16 protein-coding genes are annotated in these 18,744 nt (G+C 71.5%); 4 read left to right on the forward strand and 12 right to left on the reverse strand.

Going from position 1 to position 18,744, the window contains the following annotated elements; genetic code table 11:
* Positions 1-69 precede the first annotated feature (69 nt).
* Complete coding sequence (locus tag AQI88_RS34430) at positions 70-915, reverse strand: LLM class F420-dependent oxidoreductase (RefSeq protein ID WP_067007069.1); 846 nt, start codon at positions 913-915, stop codon at positions 70-72.
* A gap of 113 nt (positions 916-1,028) precedes the next feature.
* On the opposite strand from AQI88_RS34430, the gene AQI88_RS34435 reads away from it, so the two are divergent.
* Positions 1,029-2,420, forward strand: a complete 1,392-nt coding sequence (locus tag AQI88_RS34435) for a CehA/McbA family metallohydrolase (RefSeq protein ID WP_067007072.1) — start codon at positions 1,029-1,031, stop codon at positions 2,418-2,420.
* Here AQI88_RS34435 and AQI88_RS34440 read toward each other — a convergent pair.
* Genes AQI88_RS34440 through AQI88_RS34455 form a run of 4 tightly spaced genes read right to left on the reverse strand, consistent with a single transcriptional unit; the run spans position 2,389 to position 5,298 of the window.
* The gene (locus tag AQI88_RS34440) at positions 2,389-2,808 is read right to left on the reverse strand and encodes a hypothetical protein (RefSeq protein ID WP_067007075.1); all 420 of its coding nucleotides are present in this window, start codon (positions 2,806-2,808) and stop codon (positions 2,389-2,391) included. The two genes, AQI88_RS34435 and AQI88_RS34440, sit on opposite strands and share 32 nt — an antisense overlap.
* Before the next feature lie 23 nt (positions 2,809-2,831).
* Complete coding sequence (locus tag AQI88_RS34445) at positions 2,832-3,305, reverse strand: protease inhibitor I42 family protein (protein WP_159050462.1); 474 nt, start codon at positions 3,303-3,305, stop codon at positions 2,832-2,834.
* A gap of 12 nt (positions 3,306-3,317) precedes the next feature.
* Positions 3,318-4,910 carry a peptidoglycan-binding protein gene (locus AQI88_RS34450; protein ID WP_067007083.1) on the reverse strand — a complete coding sequence of 531 codons (1,593 nt, stop codon included), beginning with the start codon at positions 4,908-4,910 and terminating at the stop codon, positions 3,318-3,320.
* Positions 4,911-4,923: 13 nt separating this feature from the next.
* Positions 4,924-5,298, reverse strand: a complete 375-nt coding sequence (locus AQI88_RS34455) for a hypothetical protein (RefSeq protein WP_067007085.1) — start codon at positions 5,296-5,298, stop codon at positions 4,924-4,926.
* 150 nt (positions 5,299-5,448) lie between these two features.
* Here AQI88_RS34455 and AQI88_RS34460 point away from each other — a divergent pair, with 150 nt between their 5' ends.
* Complete coding sequence (locus AQI88_RS34460) at positions 5,449-5,844, forward strand: nitroreductase family deazaflavin-dependent oxidoreductase (RefSeq protein ID WP_067007088.1); 396 nt, start codon at positions 5,449-5,451, stop codon at positions 5,842-5,844.
* A gap of 9 nt (positions 5,845-5,853) precedes the next feature.
* On the opposite strand, the gene AQI88_RS34465 is transcribed toward AQI88_RS34460, so the two are convergent.
* The 6 genes from AQI88_RS34465 to AQI88_RS34490 form a co-directional block, all read right to left on the reverse strand.
* A complete protein-coding gene (locus tag AQI88_RS34465; RefSeq protein ID WP_067007091.1) occupies positions 5,854-7,335 on the reverse strand; it encodes an aldehyde dehydrogenase family protein in 1,482 nt (493 codons plus the stop codon).
* Complete coding sequence (locus tag AQI88_RS34470; protein WP_067007094.1) at positions 7,332-9,062, reverse strand: N-acyl-D-amino-acid deacylase family protein; 1,731 nt, start codon at positions 9,060-9,062, stop codon at positions 7,332-7,334. The genes AQI88_RS34465 and AQI88_RS34470 overlap by 4 nt, the downstream gene beginning before the upstream one ends.
* A gap of 118 nt (positions 9,063-9,180) precedes the next feature.
* A complete protein-coding gene (locus tag AQI88_RS34475) occupies positions 9,181-10,299 on the reverse strand; it encodes an LLM class flavin-dependent oxidoreductase (RefSeq protein WP_079057988.1) in 1,119 nt (372 codons plus the stop codon).
* Between the two features lie 109 nt (positions 10,300-10,408).
* Positions 10,409-11,179 carry an SDR family NAD(P)-dependent oxidoreductase gene (locus AQI88_RS34480; protein ID WP_067007097.1) on the reverse strand — a complete coding sequence of 257 codons (771 nt, stop codon included), beginning with the start codon at positions 11,177-11,179 and terminating at the stop codon, positions 10,409-10,411.
* A 9-nt stretch (positions 11,180-11,188) separates the two neighbouring features.
* Positions 11,189-12,115, reverse strand: coding sequence for an LLM class F420-dependent oxidoreductase (locus AQI88_RS34485; RefSeq protein ID WP_244184454.1), 927 nt, complete (start codon positions 12,113-12,115; stop codon positions 11,189-11,191).
* Positions 12,112-13,371, reverse strand: coding sequence for an amidohydrolase family protein (locus AQI88_RS34490; protein WP_067007100.1), 1,260 nt, complete (start codon positions 13,369-13,371; stop codon positions 12,112-12,114). The genes AQI88_RS34485 and AQI88_RS34490 overlap by 4 nt, the downstream gene beginning before the upstream one ends.
* A 189-nt stretch (positions 13,372-13,560) precedes the next feature.
* On the opposite strand from AQI88_RS34490, the gene afsR reads away from it, so the two are divergent.
* A complete protein-coding gene (afsR, locus tag AQI88_RS34495; protein ID WP_067007103.1) occupies positions 13,561-16,533 on the forward strand; it encodes an SARP-family global regulator AfsR in 2,973 nt (990 codons plus the stop codon).
* A gap of 214 nt (positions 16,534-16,747) precedes the next feature.
* Positions 16,748-16,972 (forward strand): hypothetical protein, encoded by a 225-nt coding sequence (locus AQI88_RS34500; RefSeq protein WP_067007106.1) that lies wholly within the window; start codon positions 16,748-16,750, stop codon positions 16,970-16,972.
* Positions 16,973-17,050: 78 nt separating this feature from the next.
* Here AQI88_RS34500 and AQI88_RS34505 read toward each other — a convergent pair whose 3' ends face one another.
* Entirely contained in the window at positions 17,051-18,661 is a 1,611-nt protein-coding gene (locus AQI88_RS34505; RefSeq protein WP_067007109.1) for a FadD3 family acyl-CoA ligase, read from the reverse strand.
* Positions 18,662-18,744: the final 83 nt, after the last annotated feature.

An 18,744-nucleotide genomic window follows, 5' to 3' on the forward strand; every position in this document is an offset into this window, starting at 1 on the left:
CGCGCCGACGCGGCGGAGCCGCACATCGGCACGGCCCCGCGCCCCTGACTCGGCTGCCGCCACCGTTCCTCACACGTACTCGGCGTACCCGTCCAGCACCCGCAGCACCTCCCTCTCCTGCGCAGACGGCAGCTGGAGCACGACCTCCTCGATGCCCAGCTCCGCATAGTGCGCGAGCTTGCCCGGGGTCGGCAGGACGGCGTACGGGACGATCTGGAGGGCGGACGGGTCGCGGCCGGCATCCGCCCAGACGGACCGCAGCACGGGCAGCGCCTCGGTGAGCCCGCGTCCGCCGATCGGCAGCCAGCCGTCCGCGTACTCGGCGATGTGCGCGAACAGCTTGGGCCCGGCCGCCCCGCCGACGAGGGTGCGGGGGCCGACGACCGGGCCGCGCGCCTTCTGCACCGGCTTGGGGAACGCGAAGCTCGGCCGTACGCCGCCGAACTCCCCGTCGTACCCCACCGGTTCCTCGGACCACAGCGCCCGCATGAGACCCATCCGGTCCCGGACCAGCTCCCGGCGGGTGCGCCACTCCACTCCGTGGTCGGCGGCCTCCTCCACGTTCCAGCCGTAGCCGAGGCCGAGGGTGAAGCGGCCGCCGGAGAGGTGGTCGAGGGTGGCGATCTGCTTGGCCAGGCCGATCGGGTCGTGCTGGGCGACCAGCGTGATCCCCGTGCCGAGTGCCAGCCGCTGGGTGACGGCTGCGGCTTGGCCGAGGGCGACGAAGGGGTCGAGGGTGCGGGCGTACTCGCGGGGCAGGTCGCCTCCGGCGGGGTACGGGGTCGTCCGGTCTACGGGGATGTGGGTGTGCTCGGGGAGATACAGGCCTGCGAAACCCCGGGTTTCCAGTTCGCGGGCCAGGCGCGTGGGGGTGACGGTCTCGTCCGTGAGGAAGATCGTGACGGCGATGCGCATGGTTCTTCTGTACCCGGCATTGTCCCACCTGTCCATACCGACTGGTCGGGACTTTGGCGCGGGTCGCAAATTGATACTGTCCCGCGCCCCTGGGGGCGGCTTACGTTGGACGTGTGACGACGTTGCGCGGGACTCTGGCACCCGGCTCACCGGACTACGTCTATCTGCCCGTCGAAGTACCGCCCGGCACCGGCGAGTTGAAGGTTTCCTATACCTACGACAGGCCCACCGTCCCGCCCGGTACCCCCGGCAACGCCCTCGACATCGGGCTCTTCGACCGGCGCGGTGTCGAGTTGGGTGGGCGGGGGTTTCGGGGGTGGTCGGGTGGGGCCCGGGCGGAGTTCTTCGTGCGGGCGGACGACGCGACCCCCGGCTATCTGCCCGGGCCGCTCGATCCGGGGACCTGGCACATCGTGCTCGGCCCCTACACGGTCGCCCCGCAGGGCCTGGCGTACGAGCTGACCATCACGCTCACCGAAGGCGAGTCCGGCCCGTCCCCTCGGCCGGTGTATCCCCCCTCCCGGGCGGCGGGCCGGGGCCGTGACTGGTACCGGGGGGACTGCCACCTGCACTCCTGGCACTCCGACGGGCGCCGCACCCCGGCCGAGATCGCGGCGCTGGCCCGCGCGGCAGGCCTGGACTTCATCAACAGCTCCGAGCACAACACGACCTCCTCGCACGCCCACTGGGCCGACGCCGCGGGCGACGACCTGCTCGTGCTGCTGGGCGAGGAGGTCACCACGAGAAACGGCCATGTGCTGGCCCTCGGGACCGAACCGGGCACCTTTGTCGACTGGCGGTACCGGGCCCGGGACGACCGCTTCGGCCGCTTCGCCCGCCGGATCCGGGAGGCCGGGGGTCTGGTCGTACCGGCCCATCCGCACGCCACCTGCGTCGGGTGCGCCTGGAAGTTCGGGTTCGGGGAGGCGGACGCGGTCGAGGTGTGGAACGGGCCGTACACACCCGACGACGAGGTCACACTGGCCACCTGGGACGCCCTGCTCGTCGCCTCCGTGAAGGACAACCGCGCCTGGCTGCCCGCCCTGGGCAACAGCGACGCCCACCGCGACCCGGACGTGGTCGGCCTGCCCCAGACGGTCGTCCTCGCCGACGACCTGACCCGCGAGGCGGTCCTGGACGGCCTGCGCGCGGGCCGGTCGTACGTCGCCGAGTCCCGGAACGTGTCCCTGGCCTTCACGGCGACGGCCGCCGGGGGGCGACAGGCGGGCATCGGCGAACGGCTGGCGGTGCCCGACGACACCCCGGTCACGGTCCGCCTGGAGGTCTCCGGCGCGCCGCGCTGCTCGGTCCGCTTCGTCACCGACCAGGGCGTGCTGTTCAGCAGCGGTCCACTGCCGGTGTCGGGCGAGGGTGCCGTCGAGTGGCTCACGACCCCGGCGTACGCGGCCTACGTACGGGCGGAACTGCGCCACGAGACGGCACTGGGCCCGGTCCCGGGGGCGCTGGCCGCGTTCACGAACCCGGTGTTCCTGGGGCGTCGCTGATCCGGGCGCGGGCGCCTCGGCGCAGGCCGGTGATCTCGGCGACCGTGTCCAGCCAGCGGGCGACGCGTGCCTCGCCCTCCGGCCCGTCGGCCAGCTGCGCGGCCGTCTCCAGCCAGTCGCGCAGCAGCGCGGACGCCTCGGGCGAGGGCAGCGGCTCGGGCAGCTCGGCGGCGTAGCGCAGGCCGCCGGCGCGGACGACCTTCGCGACGTACGACACCGAGCGCGGGGCCACCCCGAGCCGGTCGAGGGTGACGGCGGCCGCGATGGCGCCGTCGCCGAACAGGGCGGTGCGGAAGGCGTCCTGGGTGAGGCCGTAGCGGAGCAGGACGGCGACGTCGGTGGTGGCGAGGAGGTCGTCGTCGGTGCGGGTGGTGGGCGTGGGTGGCATGCGGGCCTCGCTGGGGGTCCGGGTCAGCGGACCGTGACGGTGTAGACGAAGTAGGCGGCGTTGTCGTCGGGTGTGCCGGTCGCGGTGGGGACGGGGCTCGCCGAAGCCGCGGCCTCGGTGGCGCTGCTGCACCTGGCCATCGGGCAGTGCAGCAGCTTCAGCGTCGTCCTGCCCTTCTTGCGCGCGGTGAAGTCGAAGTACTCGGTGCCCTCACCACCGCCGGTGACCCCCTTGGGGCTGCCGTGGATGTCCTCCCGCTTGCCGCGGTACTTCAGGACGCGCCCGTTCGGCCACGGGTCGGCCAGATACCAGTGCTCCGCCAGGGCGGGGCTGGCGGGCAGCGAAAGGGTGAACTTGGCGCCCTTGCGGACCTTGATGGCACGCTGCTGGGCGCCGTACTCGTGCTGCCCGCCTCCGCCGAACAGGCCGCAGCCGGTCAGGGTGAGCGGGAGGAGGGCCGAGGCCGCCAGCCGGCGGGCCACTGTTGATGTGCGCACGGTCAGTCCTGGTCAGTTCTGGTCGATGTAGACGCGGTTGACGTTGTCGAAGCGGTTGTCGCAGGCGCCGCTGAGGTCGCCCTTGACGAAGTCGTCCTCGCTGACCCAGGTGGTGGTGCCCCAGGGGTTGTAGACCTGGAGCTTGTCGCCCTCCTGGCCGACGATCATCATGCCGTGGCCGACCCAGTCGCCGTTCTTCTCATGCCCCTCGACGTTGATGGGCACGGGCTTGCCCTCGGCGACGGACTTCTCGATGTCGGTCAGCACGTCACGGCGGTCGTCGGCGCCGTTCATGTCGTGCGACTCGTAGTGGTCACCGGTGTGCGGGCTCAGTTCCTTGTTGGAGATGTCGACCTGGCCGTCGGAGTCCATGCCGGCCGGGGTGTCGCTCCAGAAGTGGGTGTAGTCGCCGTCACCCTCCTCGTGCATCCGGTACTGCTCGTCGTGGAGCCGCTTGCGGAAGTGCGCGGGGTCGGCGTCCTGGCCGGTCGGGCCGCCGGTCAGCTGGAGGGCGTAGACCGGGTCGACCATGGCCCGTGCCGTGACGGTCGAGGACGGCACGCAGGTCGCGGCGTCCTGCGACCACCGCTGGTTGCCGAACGTCTGGTCGTCGGTGTTGCGGTTGGAGCCGTTGGTGTTCTTGCCTTCGTCGGTCAGGCTGTCCGTCTGGGTGGTGACCGGCGCCAGATGGTCCTCCAGCCACGCCGGGTCCTTGCCGTGGATCTTCCCGTCGAACTTCTCGACGTCGTCCACGGAGTAGCCCGAGGCGAGGGCCTTCAGGATGTACGCCTTCTCCTGCGGGGTGGAGGCGTTCGCCATCAGGTGGTCCATGCGGGCCCGGTCGGCGGCCGAGAGGCGGTCCATGGCACGGCCGGAGCGTTCGAGGTCGTTGGCGCTGAGGATCTCGTTCATCTCGGGGTCGCCGTCGGGGTTGCTGGTGTCGGCCAGCGCCAGCCGGTCGGCGGCAGTGAGCCCGTCGGCGTCGAGCTTCCCGGCCCGCGCCTCGGACGCCCACTTGTTCAGGTCCCGGGCCGCTGCGCGGGCGGCGTCGTCGGCGGCGACGGCGGCCTTGAGCAGCAGGTCGACGCCCGCGGAGGCGACGGAGCGGGCCTTCAGCCGGGTGCTCTCCTCGTCGTCGTCCTCGTACCAGTCGTCGAAGAAGCCGTCCTTGCCGCCGAGCGTGGTGCGCGCCTGGCGCAACTTGGACCGCCCGTCGCGGTCCTGGTCCTGCGCGCTCTTGACCGAGTCGGCGAGCTTCAGCAGCGCCTTGGCGCCGCCCTCGAACGCGTCGGACATCTGCTGCGCGTCCCGGGAGGCGGCGGCCACCACATCGGAGGCGAGGACGCTCGTCTTGCCGACCCACACCTCGGGCAGCCCCTTGCGGGCCACCTTGTCGACGCGGTCCCGCACATGGCCGGCGTCGTCGCACTGGCCGCGGTAGCGCTTGGCCAGCGACTCCAGCGTCGCGTGGTCACCGGCCGGCGCGGACACCCCGAGGGCGTCGTCGATCGCGTCGATCAGGTCGTTCTTGCTGTCGGCCGAGGAGATGCGCTTGCACAGGCCGTCGAGCCGCTTGCGGCGGTCGGTGGTGTCCTCCGTCGTCATCGCGCGCCGCCCCTCAGTACGCGGCCAGCGCCGACGGGCGGGTGGCGTGTGCGGGCATGGTGGTGAGGTAGCTGTCACCGGCGGGCACACTGCGGACGGAGGTGTCGACCAGGCCGTCGCTCTCGCCGTACGCCCCCTTGGACAGGCGCACCTTGTCCGCCAGTTCGTGCAGCGCCGACTCGAGCGTCTTGGCCTCCGCCTCCCAGGCGGCGGCGTACGCGTTGAACGCCGCGGCCGAGTCCGGGCCGCCCAGCGCGTCGTTCATGTAGCAGAGTCCGGGTTCGATCGCCTTGCGGATCTTCCCGGTGTCGTCGCCCGCGCCGTCCAGTTCCTTCGCCTGGCCGGACATGCCGGACTTGACCTGGTAGCCGTCCGAAGACGCGCCCATCACGCTCCCCCGTTGCGATTGTTCACGATCGCGGGGGAGGCTAACACGCACCGGCCGTACGCCCGTTCACCCAGCACCCGCCCCGCACAGGGTCGTCACACCATCCACGCGAGGTGCCCTCCGTGGAGCAGAGCAGGAGAAACCCGAGCCATGCCACGCAACACCGACCTCAAGCACCGGATCGTGACCCGGTTCCAGCGCCACCTCGCCAACCCGCTCAACCGGCGCATCCCCTCCCAGACCCTCCTGGAGACCACCGGCCGCAAGTCCGGCCTGCCCCGGCCGACACCGGTGGGCGGACGCCGGGTCGGGGACTCCTTCTGGATCGTCTCGGAGTTCGGCTTCAAGTCCCAGTACGTCCGCAACATCCAGGCCGACCCGCACGTCCGCATCCGCATCCGCGGCCGCTGGCACCACGGCACCGCCCACCTGCTTCCCGAGGACGACGCCGTGGCCCGGCTGCGCGGCCTGCCCCGGTTCAACAGTGCGGCGGTACGGGCGTTCGGCACCGACCTGCTGACGGTGCGGGTGGATCTGACGGACTGAGCCCGCCGCTCACCCCGGCCACACGATCGCCTGCACCTCGCTGTATGCGTGCAGGGCGTAGGAGCCCACGTCGCGGCCGACCCCGCTCTTCTTGAAGCCGCCGAAGGGCGCCTCCATGTTGCGGCCGACCGTGTTGATCCCGACCCCGCCGGCCCGCAGCCGCCGGGCCACCCGGAAGGCGCGGGCCACGTCGCCGGACCAGACGTAGTCGATCAGGCCGTAGTCGGAGTCGTTGGCGAGGGCGACTCCCTCGTCCTCCTCCTCGAACGGGATCACCGTCACGACCGGCCCGAAGATCTCCTCCCGGGCCACCCGCATGTCGTTGGTGCAGTCGGCGAGGAGGGCGGGGGCCACGTAGAACCCTCGCTCCAGGGGAGGGCGTTCACCGCCGACGACCACCGTCGCTCCCTCCTTGCGGCCGAGTTCGACGTACGACTCCACGCGCGCCCGGTGCTCGGCGGAGATGACCGGGCCCACGACGGTGTCCGCCTCCCGCGGATCTCCCACCTTCAACCGACCGGCGTAGACGGCGAGTTGCTCGACCAGCCGGTCGTAGACCCCTCTCTGCGCCAGCACCCGCGTCGGCGCCGTACAGATCTGCCCGCTGTAGAAGGAGAAGGTGGTCCCGATCCCCGCCACCGCGGACCCGAGGTCCGCGTCGTCGAAGACGACCGCCGCTCCCTTCCCGCCCAGCTCCATCAACTGGCGTTTCATGTCCCGCCCGCACACCTCGGCGATGCGCCGGCCGACGACCGTGGAGCCGGTGAAGCTCACCATGTCGACGTCGGGGGACACGACGGCGGCCTCACCGACGTCCGTGGCACGCCCGGAGACCACGTTCACCACACCCGCCGGCGCACCCGCGGCCTCCAGCGCCTGCGCCATCCGGTAGACGGACAGCGGGTCCTGCGGGGCCGGTTTCACGACCACCGTGTTGCCCATGGCGAGGGCCGGGGCGACCTTGCCGGCGGGGTTGGCCCATGGGTTGTTGTAGGAGGTGATGCAGGTGACGACCCCGACGGGCTGCCGTACCGCCAGCGCCCCTGTCACCCCGGCCTTCCCCGCCCCCACTGCCTTAAGGGCGTGGGAGGTACCCCCACCCGCCTCGTTGATCTGCGGCGGAACGGCCCACTCGGCGGGCTCCACGGTGGCGTACCGGCGGAAGCGGGCGGCGGCCACCCCGACCTGCATCGCGCGGGCGGTCCCGGTCGTCGCACCGGTCTCCGCGCGGGCCAGGTCGGCGTACGGTCCCATCCGACCGCGGATGATCTCCGCCGCCCGCGCCAGCACCGCCGCCCGCTCCTCCGGCTCGGTCCGCGACCACGCCCCGAACGCCTCCCGGGCCGCCGCACAGGCCGCCCCCGCCTGCTCCGGCGAGGCCTCCGGGGCCCAGCCGACGGTCTCCTCGGTGGCCGGGTCGGTCACCGGGTAGTACCCGCCGTCCGGCTCGACCCACGCACCCCCGACGAACAGCCGCTGCCCATCGGTCACTTGGTGCTCACCGTCCCGGTGTCCCGCCCGGACCGCAGCACCCTGCCCGGTACCGCCCCGCTCACCACGTCGTCCCGGATCGCCTCGACCCCGTTGACCCACACGGCCCGCACGCCGAGCGCCCGGGAGTCCAGCCGCGGGCTGTCACCCGGCAGGTCGTGCACCAGGGTGGCCTGGCCGGCGTCGATCCGCTCCGGGTCGAACAGCACCAGGTCGGCATGCCAGCCCTCCCGCACCCGCCCCCGCTCGCGCAGCCCGAAGAGCCGCGCCGGGTCGTCGGTCAGCATCTTCACCGCCTGCTCCAGGCCGACCAGCCTGCGGCCGCGCAGGCAGTCCCCGAGGAACCGGGTGGTGTACGGCGCCCCGCACATCCGGTCCAGGTGCGCGCCCGCGTCCGAGCCGCCGAGCAGCACGTCCTCGTGCTGCCAGGTCTCGGCCCGCAGGGTCCAGGAGGCGGGGTCGTTGTCGGTGGGCATGGGCCACAGGACCGTACGGAGATCGTCATGGGCGCAGATCTCCACCAGACAGCTGAAGGGGTCCTGCCCGCGCTCGGCGGCGATGTCCCGGACGACCCGGCCCGTCAGCCCGCGGTTGGCCTCGCTGTAGGTGTCCCCGATGACGTACCGCCCGAAGTTCGCGAGCCGCCGGAAGACGCCCGCCTCCTTCGACTCGGCCCGGCGCAGCATCTCGCTCCTGACCTCCGGATCGCCGAGCCTGGCGATCCGCTCGGGCACGGGCAGACCGAGGACCGGCCCCCACCCCGGGATGAGGTTCAGGGCGCAGAAGGTGCCCAGGGACATGTTCATCGGGGTGAGGATCGGCATGGTGAGCGCCACGACCCGCCCACCGGCCTTCCGCGCCCGCTCACCGGCACTGAGCTGCCGGGGCACCCGCTCGGGCACGGCCGCGTCGATGGTGAGGACGTTCCAGTTCAGCGGCCGTCCCGCCGCCGCGCTCATCTCCACGAACAGATCGATCTCGGCATCGCTGAACTGGTCCAGGCACCCGGCGACGATCGCCTCGATCTGGGTCCCCTCGTGCTCCCCGACGGCCTGGGAGAGCGCCAGCAGTTCGGCCGGCCTCGCGTGCCTCGACGCCACCGGCTGCCCGTCGCCGTCGGAGTGCGTACTGGACTGGGTGGTGGACAGCCCCCAGGCCCCCGCGTCCATGGCCTCGTGGAACAGCCGAAGCATCTGCCGAAGCTGCTCCTCACTCGGCTGCCCGCCGATGGCCTGCGGCCCCATCGCATACCGCCGCAACGCACAATGCCCCACCATGAAGCCCGCGTTGACCGCGATCCGCCCCTCCAGGGCATCCAGATACTCGCCGAAGCTGTGCCAGCTCCAGGGCGCCCCCTCCTCCAGCGCCACCAGCGACATGCCCTCCACCTTGGACATCATCCGCCGGGTGTAGTCGGCGTCCTCGGGACGGGAGGGGTTGAGCGGGGCGAGGGTGAACCCGCAGTTCCCGGCGGCCACGGTCGTCACCCCGTGATTGAGGGAGGGCGTGGCATACGGGTCCCAGAAGAGCTGGGCGTCGTAGTGGGTGTGGGGATCCACGAAGCCGGGGGTGAGGACGAGACCGTGCGCGTCCTCGCTGGTGCGGGATTCCTCGCCGACTTGCCCGACGACGGCGATACGTCCGCCACGTATGCCGACGTCGGCGGTGAACGCAGGCGCTCCCGTCCCGTCGACGACGGTCGCACCCTTGATGACGTGATCAAGCATGGGGCTCCTTCTCAACTCCGGGAACGGTGAGCTGCCCAGGGGCGCGGGGCTGCATCAATATGCGGCTCCGCCGCGTGGGCGCGACAAGCCACAACGCACCCGCACCCCGCAACGGCGCTCACACGGCAGCCCGGAACCGGGACGTCCGATGCACAGGGTCCGTATCGATCTCCGGAATCACGTGCTCCCCGATCAGCCGAATCGTCTGCAACGTCTCCTCCTTCGGCACCCCCACCGGCAACCCGAAGCTCAGCTGATCGGCCCCGGCCTGCTCCCACCGCTTGCACTGCCGCAGCACCTCATCCGGATCCCCGCAAATGAGAAGCTCCTCCTCGACGAGCAGCTCCACGAACTCGGGCGTGTACCGGGGCAGCGTCTCCGGCCACACCGGGAACCCCTCCGGCCGGGGAAACGTGTCGTGGTACCGGAACACCAGCGAGGGCAGATAGTGCAGCCCCCCGTTGACCGCGATCTCGATCGCCTCCGCATGCGTGGGCGCGCAGATGGCGGTGGTCGTCACCATCACGTTGTCGTTGACGAAGTCCCCGACGGGCTCCGCGTTCACGACGGCCGTCTTGTACTGCTCCAGCACCCACTCCATGTCGGAGACCTTCTGGATGCTGAAGCCGAGCACGCCGAGCCCCTTCTTCGCGGCCATGGCGTACGACGGCGGCGACCCGGCCGCGTACCACATCGCCGGATGCGACTTCCCGTACGGCTTCGGGAGCACCTTCCTCGGCGGCAGCTGCCAGTGCTTGCCCTGGAAGCCCGCGTACTCGTCCTGGAGCCACATCTTCGGGAACTCGGCGATGGTCTCCTCCCAGATCTCCTTCGTGTAGTTCATGTCGGTGATGCCGGGCAGGAAGCCGAGGATCTCGTGGCTGCCGGCGCCCCGGCCGCTGCCGAACTCGAAGCGCCCCTCGCTGAGGTGGTCCAGCATGGCGACCTTCTCGGCGACCTTCACGGGGTGGTTGACCTGGGCGAGCGGGTTGAAGATCCCGGAGCCGAGATGGATCCGCTCGGTCGCATGGGCCAGGTACCCCAGAAACACATCGTTGGCGGAGAGGTGCGAGTACTCCTCCAGGAAGTGGTGCTCGGAGGCCCAGGCGTACTTGAAGCCGGACTTGTCCGCCTGGATGACGTACTCGGTCTCCTCCATCAGTGCCTTGTGCTCGGCCAGCGGGTCGGTCTCGGCGCGCTTGCCCACGTATCCCTGTACGAAGAGCCCGAATTCCACGGCGGTTCACCGTCCTCAACGTATCTGACGAGTCGTCAGTTTCTCTCTGTCGGCCGACTGTCGCACCGGCTGACGTGACCGTCAATAGCTGACGGTTCGTCAGCTCGGCTCAGATGACACTGACCCCCGCCAGCCAGCCCCCGTCGATCACGAACGGCTGCCCGGTGATGTACGAGGAGTCCTCCGAGGTCAGGAAGAGGGCCAGCCGGGCCACCTCCTCCGGCTGCCCGACCCGCCCCAGCGGCACGAGCTTGCGGTACAGCTCGTCCAGGGCCCGGCTCATCTCCTCCGGGTCCGCGCCGGGGTCCAGCCGGGCCGGGTTGGACATCGCGGTGTCGATGGCGCCCGGGCAGATGGCGTTGACCCGGATCCGCCTGCTCGCCAGCTCCAGCGCGGCCACCCGGGTCAGCCCGAGCACGGCGTGCTTGGTGGCGGCATAGGTGCCCACGGCCGCCATCCCGGTGAGCGCGGTGTAGGAGGCGGTGTTGACGATGGTCCCGCCGTCCGTCATCTCCGGCACGACGGCCTTCATCCCCAGGAAGCAGCCGACCTGGTTGACCTGCACGACCTGCATGAACTCGTCGAGAGGGGTGTCCACCAGCGCGTTGAAACGCAGGATGCCCGCGTTGTTGACCAGCCCGTCGATACGCCCGTACGCCTGCTTGACGGCGCCGACGGCCTCCCGCCAGCCGTCCTCCGTGCCCACGTCGAGATGGACGTACAGGGCCCCGATCTCCTTGGCCAGGGCCTCCCCCTGGTCGTCCAGCACATCCGCGACGACGATCCGCGCACCCTCCTCCCGGAAGAGCCGCGCCTCCTGCTCGCCCTGTCCGCGCGCCGCCCCGGTGATGACGACGACCCGCCCGTCCAGCTTGCCCATGTCCGCTCCTCAGTCCAGCCGGGGCGCGACCTCGGCCCCGAACGCGCCGATCTGGTCGATGAGTTCGCTGCGGCTCCGGCTGCGGAACCGCACCTGGATCTGGTGCACGCCCATCGCGCGGTACGCCCGCAGCGATGCGGCGATCTCCTCCGGCGCCCCGCTGAGCGTGCGCCGCCCGACGTCCCAGCCGGCCCGCCCGACGTACAGGGGCTCGGTGATGGCGCCGACGGTGAGGGGCGCCTCGATGCCCGCTTCCTCCCGCAGGGCCTTGAGGCGGCCGATCCGGTCGGGCAGCCGGTCCCGTGGATCCCCCTGCGGCAGCCAGCCGTCCCCCTTCAGGGCGGCCCGGCGGACGGCGGCGGGCGAGGAGCCCCCGATCCAGATCGGGACGTGCTCCTGCGCGGGCCGGGGCCGCTGCCCCAGATCGGCGAAGTCGTACAGCTTGCCGTGGTGCTCGGGGAACTCCTCGGGCCCGAGGGCGGACCGCAGCGCGTCGATCGCCTCGTCGAGAACGGCCCCGCGCCGATCGAAGTCCACGTCCAGTACCTCGAACTCCTCGCGCACATGCCCGGCCCCGACCCCGAGGACGAGCCGCCCTCCGGAGAGATGGTCGAGGGTGGCGTACTGCTTGGCGCTGAGCAGGGGATGCCGAAGGCCCACGACGGCCACGTGGCTGAGCAGCCGGACGCGCTCGGTGACGGCGGCGAGGTGGGCGAGGGTGGCGACCGGGTCGTACCAGACGGTGCTCATCGCCGGGGCCAGGCGGCGCGGGATGGCCACGTGGTCGCAGCAGGCCAGGTACGCGAACCCGGCCCGGTCCACGGCCCGGGCGGTCTCGACCAGGTCGGCGGGCCCGGCGGCGGCTTCCCAGCGCTCCGTGTAGAGGGTGCTCTGCGACTGGACGGGCAGCTGGATGCCGTAGGCGAGGCGGCTCACCGGGCCCCCTTCCAGAGCCCGTCCTCCGTGAGCCCCAGCAGCTCGATGGCGTTCCCCCGCACGATCCGCTCCACCACATCCTGCGCCAGATGCCCCATCTGCGCCTCGCCGACCTCGCGGGACTTGGGCCAGGTGGAGTCGGAGTGGGGGTAGTCGGTCTCGTACAGGACATTGCCGACGCCGATGGAGTCGAGGTTCCTGAGCCCGAAGGCGTCGTCGAAGAAGCAGCCGTAGACATGCCCGGCGAACAGCTCGGACGGCGGCCGGTGGACCTTGCCGGCGACCCCGCCCCAGCCCCGGTTCTCCTCCCAGACCACGTCCGCACGCTCCAGGATGTACGGGATCCACCCGATCTGTCCCTCGGCGTACATGATCCGGAGGTTCGGGAAGCGCTCGAACTTCCCGCTCATCAGCCAGTCCACCATCGAGAAGCAGCAGTTGGCGAAGGTGATGGTGGAGCCGACGGCGGGCGGGGCGTCGGCGGAGGTGGAGGGCATCCGGCTGCTGGAGCCGATGTGCATGGCGACGACCGTGCCGGTCTCGTCGCAGGCCGCGAGGAACGGGTCCCAGTCGTCGGTGTGGACGGACGGCAGGCCCAGGTGCGGGGGTATCTCGGAGAAGGCGACGGCCCGGACCCCGCGCGCGGCGTTGCGCCGGACTTCCTGGGCCGCGAGGTGGGCGTCCCACAGCGGGATGAGGGTGAGGGGGATGAGCCGCCCGTGCGCCTTCGGCCCGCACCACTCCTCCACCATCCAGTCGTTGTAGGCGCGGACGCAGAGCAGGGCGAGGTCCCGGTCCCGGGCCTCGGTGAAGGTCTGGCCGCAGAAGCGGGGGAAGGTGGGGAAGCAGAGGGCGGACTGGACGTGGTTGACGTCCATGTCGGCGAGGCGCTGGGGAACGTCGTACGACCCCGCCCTCATCTGGTCGTACGTGATGACCTCGAGCTTGATGTCGTCCCTGCTGTACCCGACGGCGGTGTCGAGCCGGGTGAGGGGCCGGTGCAGGTCCTCGTACACCCACCAGTCGCCGACCGGGCCGCTGTCGCCCGGCTCACCCATGACGGGCTTGAACCGACCGCCCAGGAAGGTCATTTCCTTCAGCGGGGCGCGGACGATCCGTGGCCCGGTGTCCAGGTACTTCTTCGGGAGCCGGTCCTGCCAGACGTGTGCGGGCTCCACCGTGTGGTCGTCGACGGAGATGATCCGGGGGAAGTCGCCGCCCGGAACGTCGCTCGGAAAGTCGCTCTGGGTGTCCATGGCGCTCACCGTAGCGCCGATCTGACGACCCGTCAGCTAGTGGGGTCGGCCGACTGTGTGCGAAGACCGTGTGAGGACCTTGTGTGCTGAGGTGTGCCGGTCTGTGATCGGCGTCTCCCACGGCTGACGCAACCGCCCCGAACAAGGCAAACTGACGGAGTTGTTCGTGATGCCTAGGGGGACGAACGCATGGACGGTGGACCGCGAGTACCTGAGCAGCGGCGTTCCGGCTCCGCGGCCATCGCGGAGCCGGCGGCGTTGCGCTTCAGCGTGCTCGGTCCGGTGCGGGCCTGGCGCGGCGAGGAGACGCTGAACACCGGCTCCCCGCAGCAGCGCGCCCTGCTGGCCGCCCTGCTGCTGCGCGAGGGCCGTACAGCGACGGCGGCCGAGCTCATCGACGCGCTGTGGGGCACGGAGCCGCCGTCCCAGGCGCTGGCGGCGGTACGCACGTACGCGTCCCGGCTGCGCAAGGTGCTGGACCCCGGGGTCCTGGTGAGCGAGTCGGGCGGCTACGCCGTACGTGCGCCGGGCGAGGGCGCGCTGGACCTGGCGGTGGCACAGGATCTGGCGGCGGAGGCGGAGAAGGCGCGCAGTGCCGGGGATCTGTGCCAGGCACGGAAGCTGCTGAAACGCGCCCTTGGACTGTGGGACGGGGAGCCACTGGCGGGCGTACCCGGCCCCTACGCCGACGCACAGCGGGTCCGCCTGGAGGAGTGGCGTCTCCAGCTCCTCGAATCCCGTCTGGACATGGACCTGGAGCAGGGCTGCCACGCGGAGGCGGTCTCGGAGCTGACGGCCCTGACGGCGGCGCACCCGCTCCGTGAGCGCCTGCGCGAACTGCTCATGCTGGCGCTGTACCGGAGCGGGCGGCAGGCCGAGGCCCTCGCGGTGTACGCGGACACCCGCCGCCTGCTGGCGGAGGAGCTGGGCGTGGACCCGCGACCGGGCCTGCGGGAGCTGCAGCAACGCATCCTCCAGGCGGACCCGGCCCTGGCGGAGCCCTCCGCCCCGGCCGCGGAGCCTGCCAAGGTCGCGGTGCGCCCGGCCCAGCTTCCGGCCTCCGTCCCCGACTTCACGGGACGTTCGGCCTTCGTCTCCGAACTGAGCGAGGTGCTGGCGTCGGCGTCCGAGGCGGCGGCCGAGGGCCGGGTGATGGCGGTGTCGGCGCTGGCCGGGATCGGGGGCGTGGGCAAGACGACGCTGGCGGTGCACGTCGCGCACCGGGCGCGCCCGGCCTTCCCGGACGGGCAGCTGTACGTGGACTTGCAGGGGGCCGGGCCGCGCCCGGCGGAACCGGAGACGGTACTCGGCTCGTTCCTGCGCGCGCTGGGCACGGCGGACTCGGCGATCCCGGACTCCCTGGAGGAGCGCGCGGCCCTGTACCGGTCCGTACTGGACGGCCGCCGGGTCCTGGTCCTGCTGGACAACGCGAAGGACGCGGCCCAGGTACGGCCACTGCTGCCCGGCACGGAGGGCTGTGCGGCGCTGGTGACCTCCCGGATCCGGATGGTGGACCTGGCCGGGGCCCACCTGGTGGACCTGGACGTGATGTCGCCGGACGAGGCGCTCGCCCTGTTCACGAAGATCGTGGGCGAGGAGCGGGTGCGGGCGGAACGCGAGGCCGCACTGGACGTCGTGGCCGCCTGCGGCTTCCTTCCCCTGGCGATCCGTATCGCGGCGTCCCGGCTGGCCGCTCGGCGGACGTGGACGGTATCGGTGCTGGCGGCAAAGCTGGCCGACGGTCGGCGCCGGCTGGACGAGCTCCAGGCGGGCGACCTGGCGGTGAAGGCGACCTTCGATCTGGGGTACGGGCAGCTGGAGCCGGCCCAGGCCCGCGCCTTCCGCCTGCTGGGCCTGGCCGACGGCCCGGACATGTCCCTCGCCGCCGCGGCGGCGGTCCTCGACCTTCCGCCGGAGGAGACGGAGGACCTGCTGGAGTCCCTCGTCGACACGTCACTGCTGGAGTCGGCGGCGCCGGGACGCTACCGCTTCCATGACCTGGTACGGCTCTACGCGCGTGCCTGTGCGGAGAGGGACGAGCGGCCGCCCAGTGAGCGGGAGGCCGCCATGTCGCGGTTGCTGGACTTCTATCTGGCCACGGCGGCGGGGGTCTATGCGATCGAGCGGCCGGGGGACCGACTGGTGGATCACCTGGAGAAGACCGGTGTCTCCGGCCTGGTCTTCGCCGACCGCCACGCCGCCCGGGACTGGCTCTACGCCGAGGCGGTACCGCTTCTGGCCTGCGTACGGCAGTCCTCCAGCGGGACTTCGCTGTGGCGCGCCGTCGACCTGCTGTGGGCGGCGGTCGACCTCGCGGAGTCGGGCGCCAACTTCAAGGAGTACGAGGCAGCCGGCACAGCCTTGCGCGACGCCTCCCACGCCGCGTCCGACATACGGGCCGAAGGCCGAGCCATGCTGGTACTGGCCAACGCACGCCACTGGTCAGGGCAGTTCGCCCAGGCGTACGAAGAGGCCCGGCAGGCCCTCGCCCTGTCGGAGGCCGCCGACGATCCGCTGCCATGCTGCTGGGCCGCGAACATCCTCGGAGTCTTCGCGTACTACCAGGGTCGCTACGCCGAGGGCGAGGAGTTCCTGGAGCGTGCCATCGCGGACTTCCGCGCATGCGGCGACCTGTCCGGCGCGGCGGCGGCGCTGTGCAACCTCTCACGTCTGCATCTGCAGACGGGCCGGGCCGACAGCGCGGTTCACCTCGCGCGGCAGGGCACCGAGATGTACGAGGAACTGGGACACTCCCTGAAGGCGGCCAACGGCCACTACGCCCTGGGGCTGGCCCTCGGCAAGAGCGGTCAACTGGCCGATGCCAGTTCGCATCTGGGTCAGGCCCTGCTCGTCTTCCGCGCCAGCAGACAGCGCCTGTGGGAGGGGATGACCCTCTTCCGGCTCGCCGAAGCGGACCTGCTCGCCCAGCGTCCGGCCCAGGCCGCCGCCAACGCCGAGATGGCCCTGACACCGCTCAAGGAAATCGGCGGCGAGTGGCGGCGCGGCAACGTGCTGACCGTACTCGGGAGGGCACTGAACGGGATCGGACACACGGGCAGGGCTCAGGTCTGCTGGCGCGAGGCGCTGGAGATCTACCAACGGCTGAACTCCCCGGAGGCCGCGGAGGTTCAGGCGCTCCTGGCACCGGCCGCCGCGGCCTGACCTGGGCGCTGTCACAGCGTTCATCGATCGTTTATCGCCCCACGGCAGTCTCATGACTGCCGGGCCGTCGTGTCGGGGGGCAGACGGACCAGCCAGTGAGACCGTCTCACTCGCGATCTAGAGTGGGCGACTCCAGCGGCCCATCCGGACACACTCGGGGGAGTGACCGGATGGGCCCGCCACAGCTGTACGCAATCTCCAAGGGGAGCACCTGATGAGCGACATCACCAAGGACGAGCCGGTCGTCAAGCCGGACAACACGCACATCACCGATGCCAAGGCCGGCACCGAGGTCAAGCCGCTCAACACGCACATCACCGACGCCGAGGCCGGCACCGGCGTCAAGCCGCTCAACACCCACATCACCGACGCCAAGGCGGTGGCCGCCGACGGCACGGTGACTCCGGACAACACGCACATCACGTCCGAGCCCGCCTGATCCGGGTACGACGGGGGATATCGGCCGCGGCGGCGCGGAGGGGGAGCCGTCGCGGCCGAGGTGTGTCCGGAGCCTCGCTCACCCCGGTCCCCGCAACTCCCCCTTGACCACCTTGCCACTCGCGTTCCGCGGCAGTTCCGCCACGAACTCCACCGCTCTCGGCACCTTGTAGTTCGCCATCTCGCGGCGCGCCCAGGCGATCAGGTCGTCCCCGGTGAGTACCGAACCCGGGCGGCGGACGACGAACGCCTTGCCGACCTCGCCCAGTCGCGCGTCCGGTACGCCGATCACCGCGACGTCCGCCACATCCGGGTGTACGCCGAGCAGTTGCTCTATCTCCGCCGGGTACGCGTTGAAGCCGCCGGCTATGAACATGTCCTTGATCCGGTCCGTGATGCGCAGGTTGCCGGCCTCGTCCAGCACGCCCACGTCGCCCGTGCTCAGCCAGCCGTCCGGGGAGACCGCCTCGTCCGTGGCCGCCTGGTCCTCGTAGTAGCCGCGCATGACGTTGAAGCCCCGGACCAGTACCTCGCCGGGGGTGCCGGGCGGCACCGGTGTCCCCTCCGCGTCGGCCACCCTCACCTCCGTACCCGGGATCGCCCGGCCGGAGGTGGAAGCGATCACCGACGGGGCGTCGCCGCGGCGGCACATCGTGACCATGCCGCTGGCCTCCGAGAGGCCGTACGCCGTCAGGACCGTCTCCACGCCGAGTTCACCGCGCAGGCGTTCCACCAACCGCAGCGGCACCACCGCCGCGCCCGTCACCACCAGGCGCAGGGAGGACAGGTCGTGGGCATGCCGGGAGGGGTGGTCCAGGAGTGACTGGTGGAGGGTCGGCGGGCCCGGCAGTACCGTCACCCGCTCCGCCGCCACGTTCGCCAGCGCCGTGTCCACGTTGAACACCGGCTGCGGGATCATCGTCGCCCCGCGCATCAGGCAGGCGATCACCCCGGCCTTGTAGCCGAAGGTGTGGAAGAAGGGGTTGACGATCAGGTAGCGGTCCGTGCTGCGCAGGCCCGCCAGATCCGCCCAGATGCCGTACGCCGTCAGGGTCTGCTCATGGGTGATCATCGCGCCCTTGGGGCGGCCCGTCGTCCCCGAGGTGAAGACGATGTCCGACAGGGAGCCGCCGTCCAACTCCGCTCCGTGGCGGAGAACCTCGGACGACTCCACCCCCTCCCCGCCCGCCAGGAAGTCCTTCCAGGTGCGGAAGTCCTGTGGTGCGTCGTCCGCCAGGACCACCACCTGTTCCAGCGCCGGGAGGGCGGGCAGCGGCGTGCGGCGACCGGTGCCGCAGGTGCCGTCGGATGGACCCGCCGCCCGCCGCAGCGACGCCACGTACGACGTGCCCAGGAACGTGCCCGTCACGAACAGCAGCCTCGCCCCGCTGCGGCGCAGTACGTCCGCCGCCTCCGCCCCCTTGAAGCGGGTGTTCAGCGGCACCAGCACCGCCCCCGCCGACACCGCGCCCAGTGCCGCGACGATCCAGTCCAGGGAGTTGGGGGACCAGATCGCCACCCGGTCGCCGGCCCGGACTCCTCTCGCGATGCAGGCCGCCGCCGCACGTTCCACCCGGACGCCCAGTTCCGCGTACGTGATCCGTGTACGGCCCTCGACCACCGCCTCGGTGTCCCCGTACCGCTCGGCCGACCACCGCACCAGACGAGGAATGGTGCCCCAATCGCTCACAGCAGGCCTCCCCCCACCAGTAGCTGACTAACCGTCAGATTAGCTGTAACCTGACGGGCTGTCAGCACAGGGTCATCCGCGCG

Origin of the sequence: Streptomyces cellostaticus (assembly GCF_001513965.1) — a bacterium.
In the GTDB taxonomy this organism is placed as follows: Bacteria; Actinomycetota; Actinomycetes; order Streptomycetales; family Streptomycetaceae; genus Streptomyces; species Streptomyces cellostaticus.

Bases quoted from the DNA above. Each gene is read 5' to 3' on its own strand.
- AQI88_RS34455 (WP_067007085.1), bottom strand. From the start codon at position 5,298: ATGGGCGCGTCTTCGGACGGCTACCAGGTCAAGTCCGGCATGTCCGGC.
- AQI88_RS34500 (WP_067007106.1), top strand. From the start codon at position 16,748: ATGAGCGACATCACCAAGGACGAGCCGGTCGTCAAGCCGGACAACACG.
- AQI88_RS34460 (WP_067007088.1), top strand. From the start codon at position 5,449: ATGCCACGCAACACCGACCTCAAGCACCGGATCGTGACCCGGTTCCAG.
- AQI88_RS34430 (WP_067007069.1), bottom strand. From the start codon at position 915: ATGCGCATCGCCGTCACGATCTTCCTCACGGACGAGACCGTCACCCCC.
- afsR (WP_067007103.1), top strand. From the start codon at position 13,561: ATGGACGGTGGACCGCGAGTACCTGAGCAGCGGCGTTCCGGCTCCGCG.
- AQI88_RS34440 (WP_067007075.1), bottom strand. From the start codon at position 2,808: ATGCCACCCACGCCCACCACCCGCACCGACGACGACCTCCTCGCCACC.
- AQI88_RS34470 (WP_067007094.1), bottom strand. From the start codon at position 9,062: ATGCTTGATCACGTCATCAAGGGTGCGACCGTCGTCGACGGGACGGGA.
- AQI88_RS34490 (WP_067007100.1), bottom strand. From the start codon at position 13,371: ATGGACACCCAGAGCGACTTTCCGAGCGACGTTCCGGGCGGCGACTTC.
- AQI88_RS34450 (WP_067007083.1), bottom strand. From the start codon at position 4,910: ATGACGACGGAGGACACCACCGACCGCCGCAAGCGGCTCGACGGCCTG.
- AQI88_RS34480 (WP_067007097.1), bottom strand. From the start codon at position 11,179: ATGGGCAAGCTGGACGGGCGGGTCGTCGTCATCACCGGGGCGGCGCGC.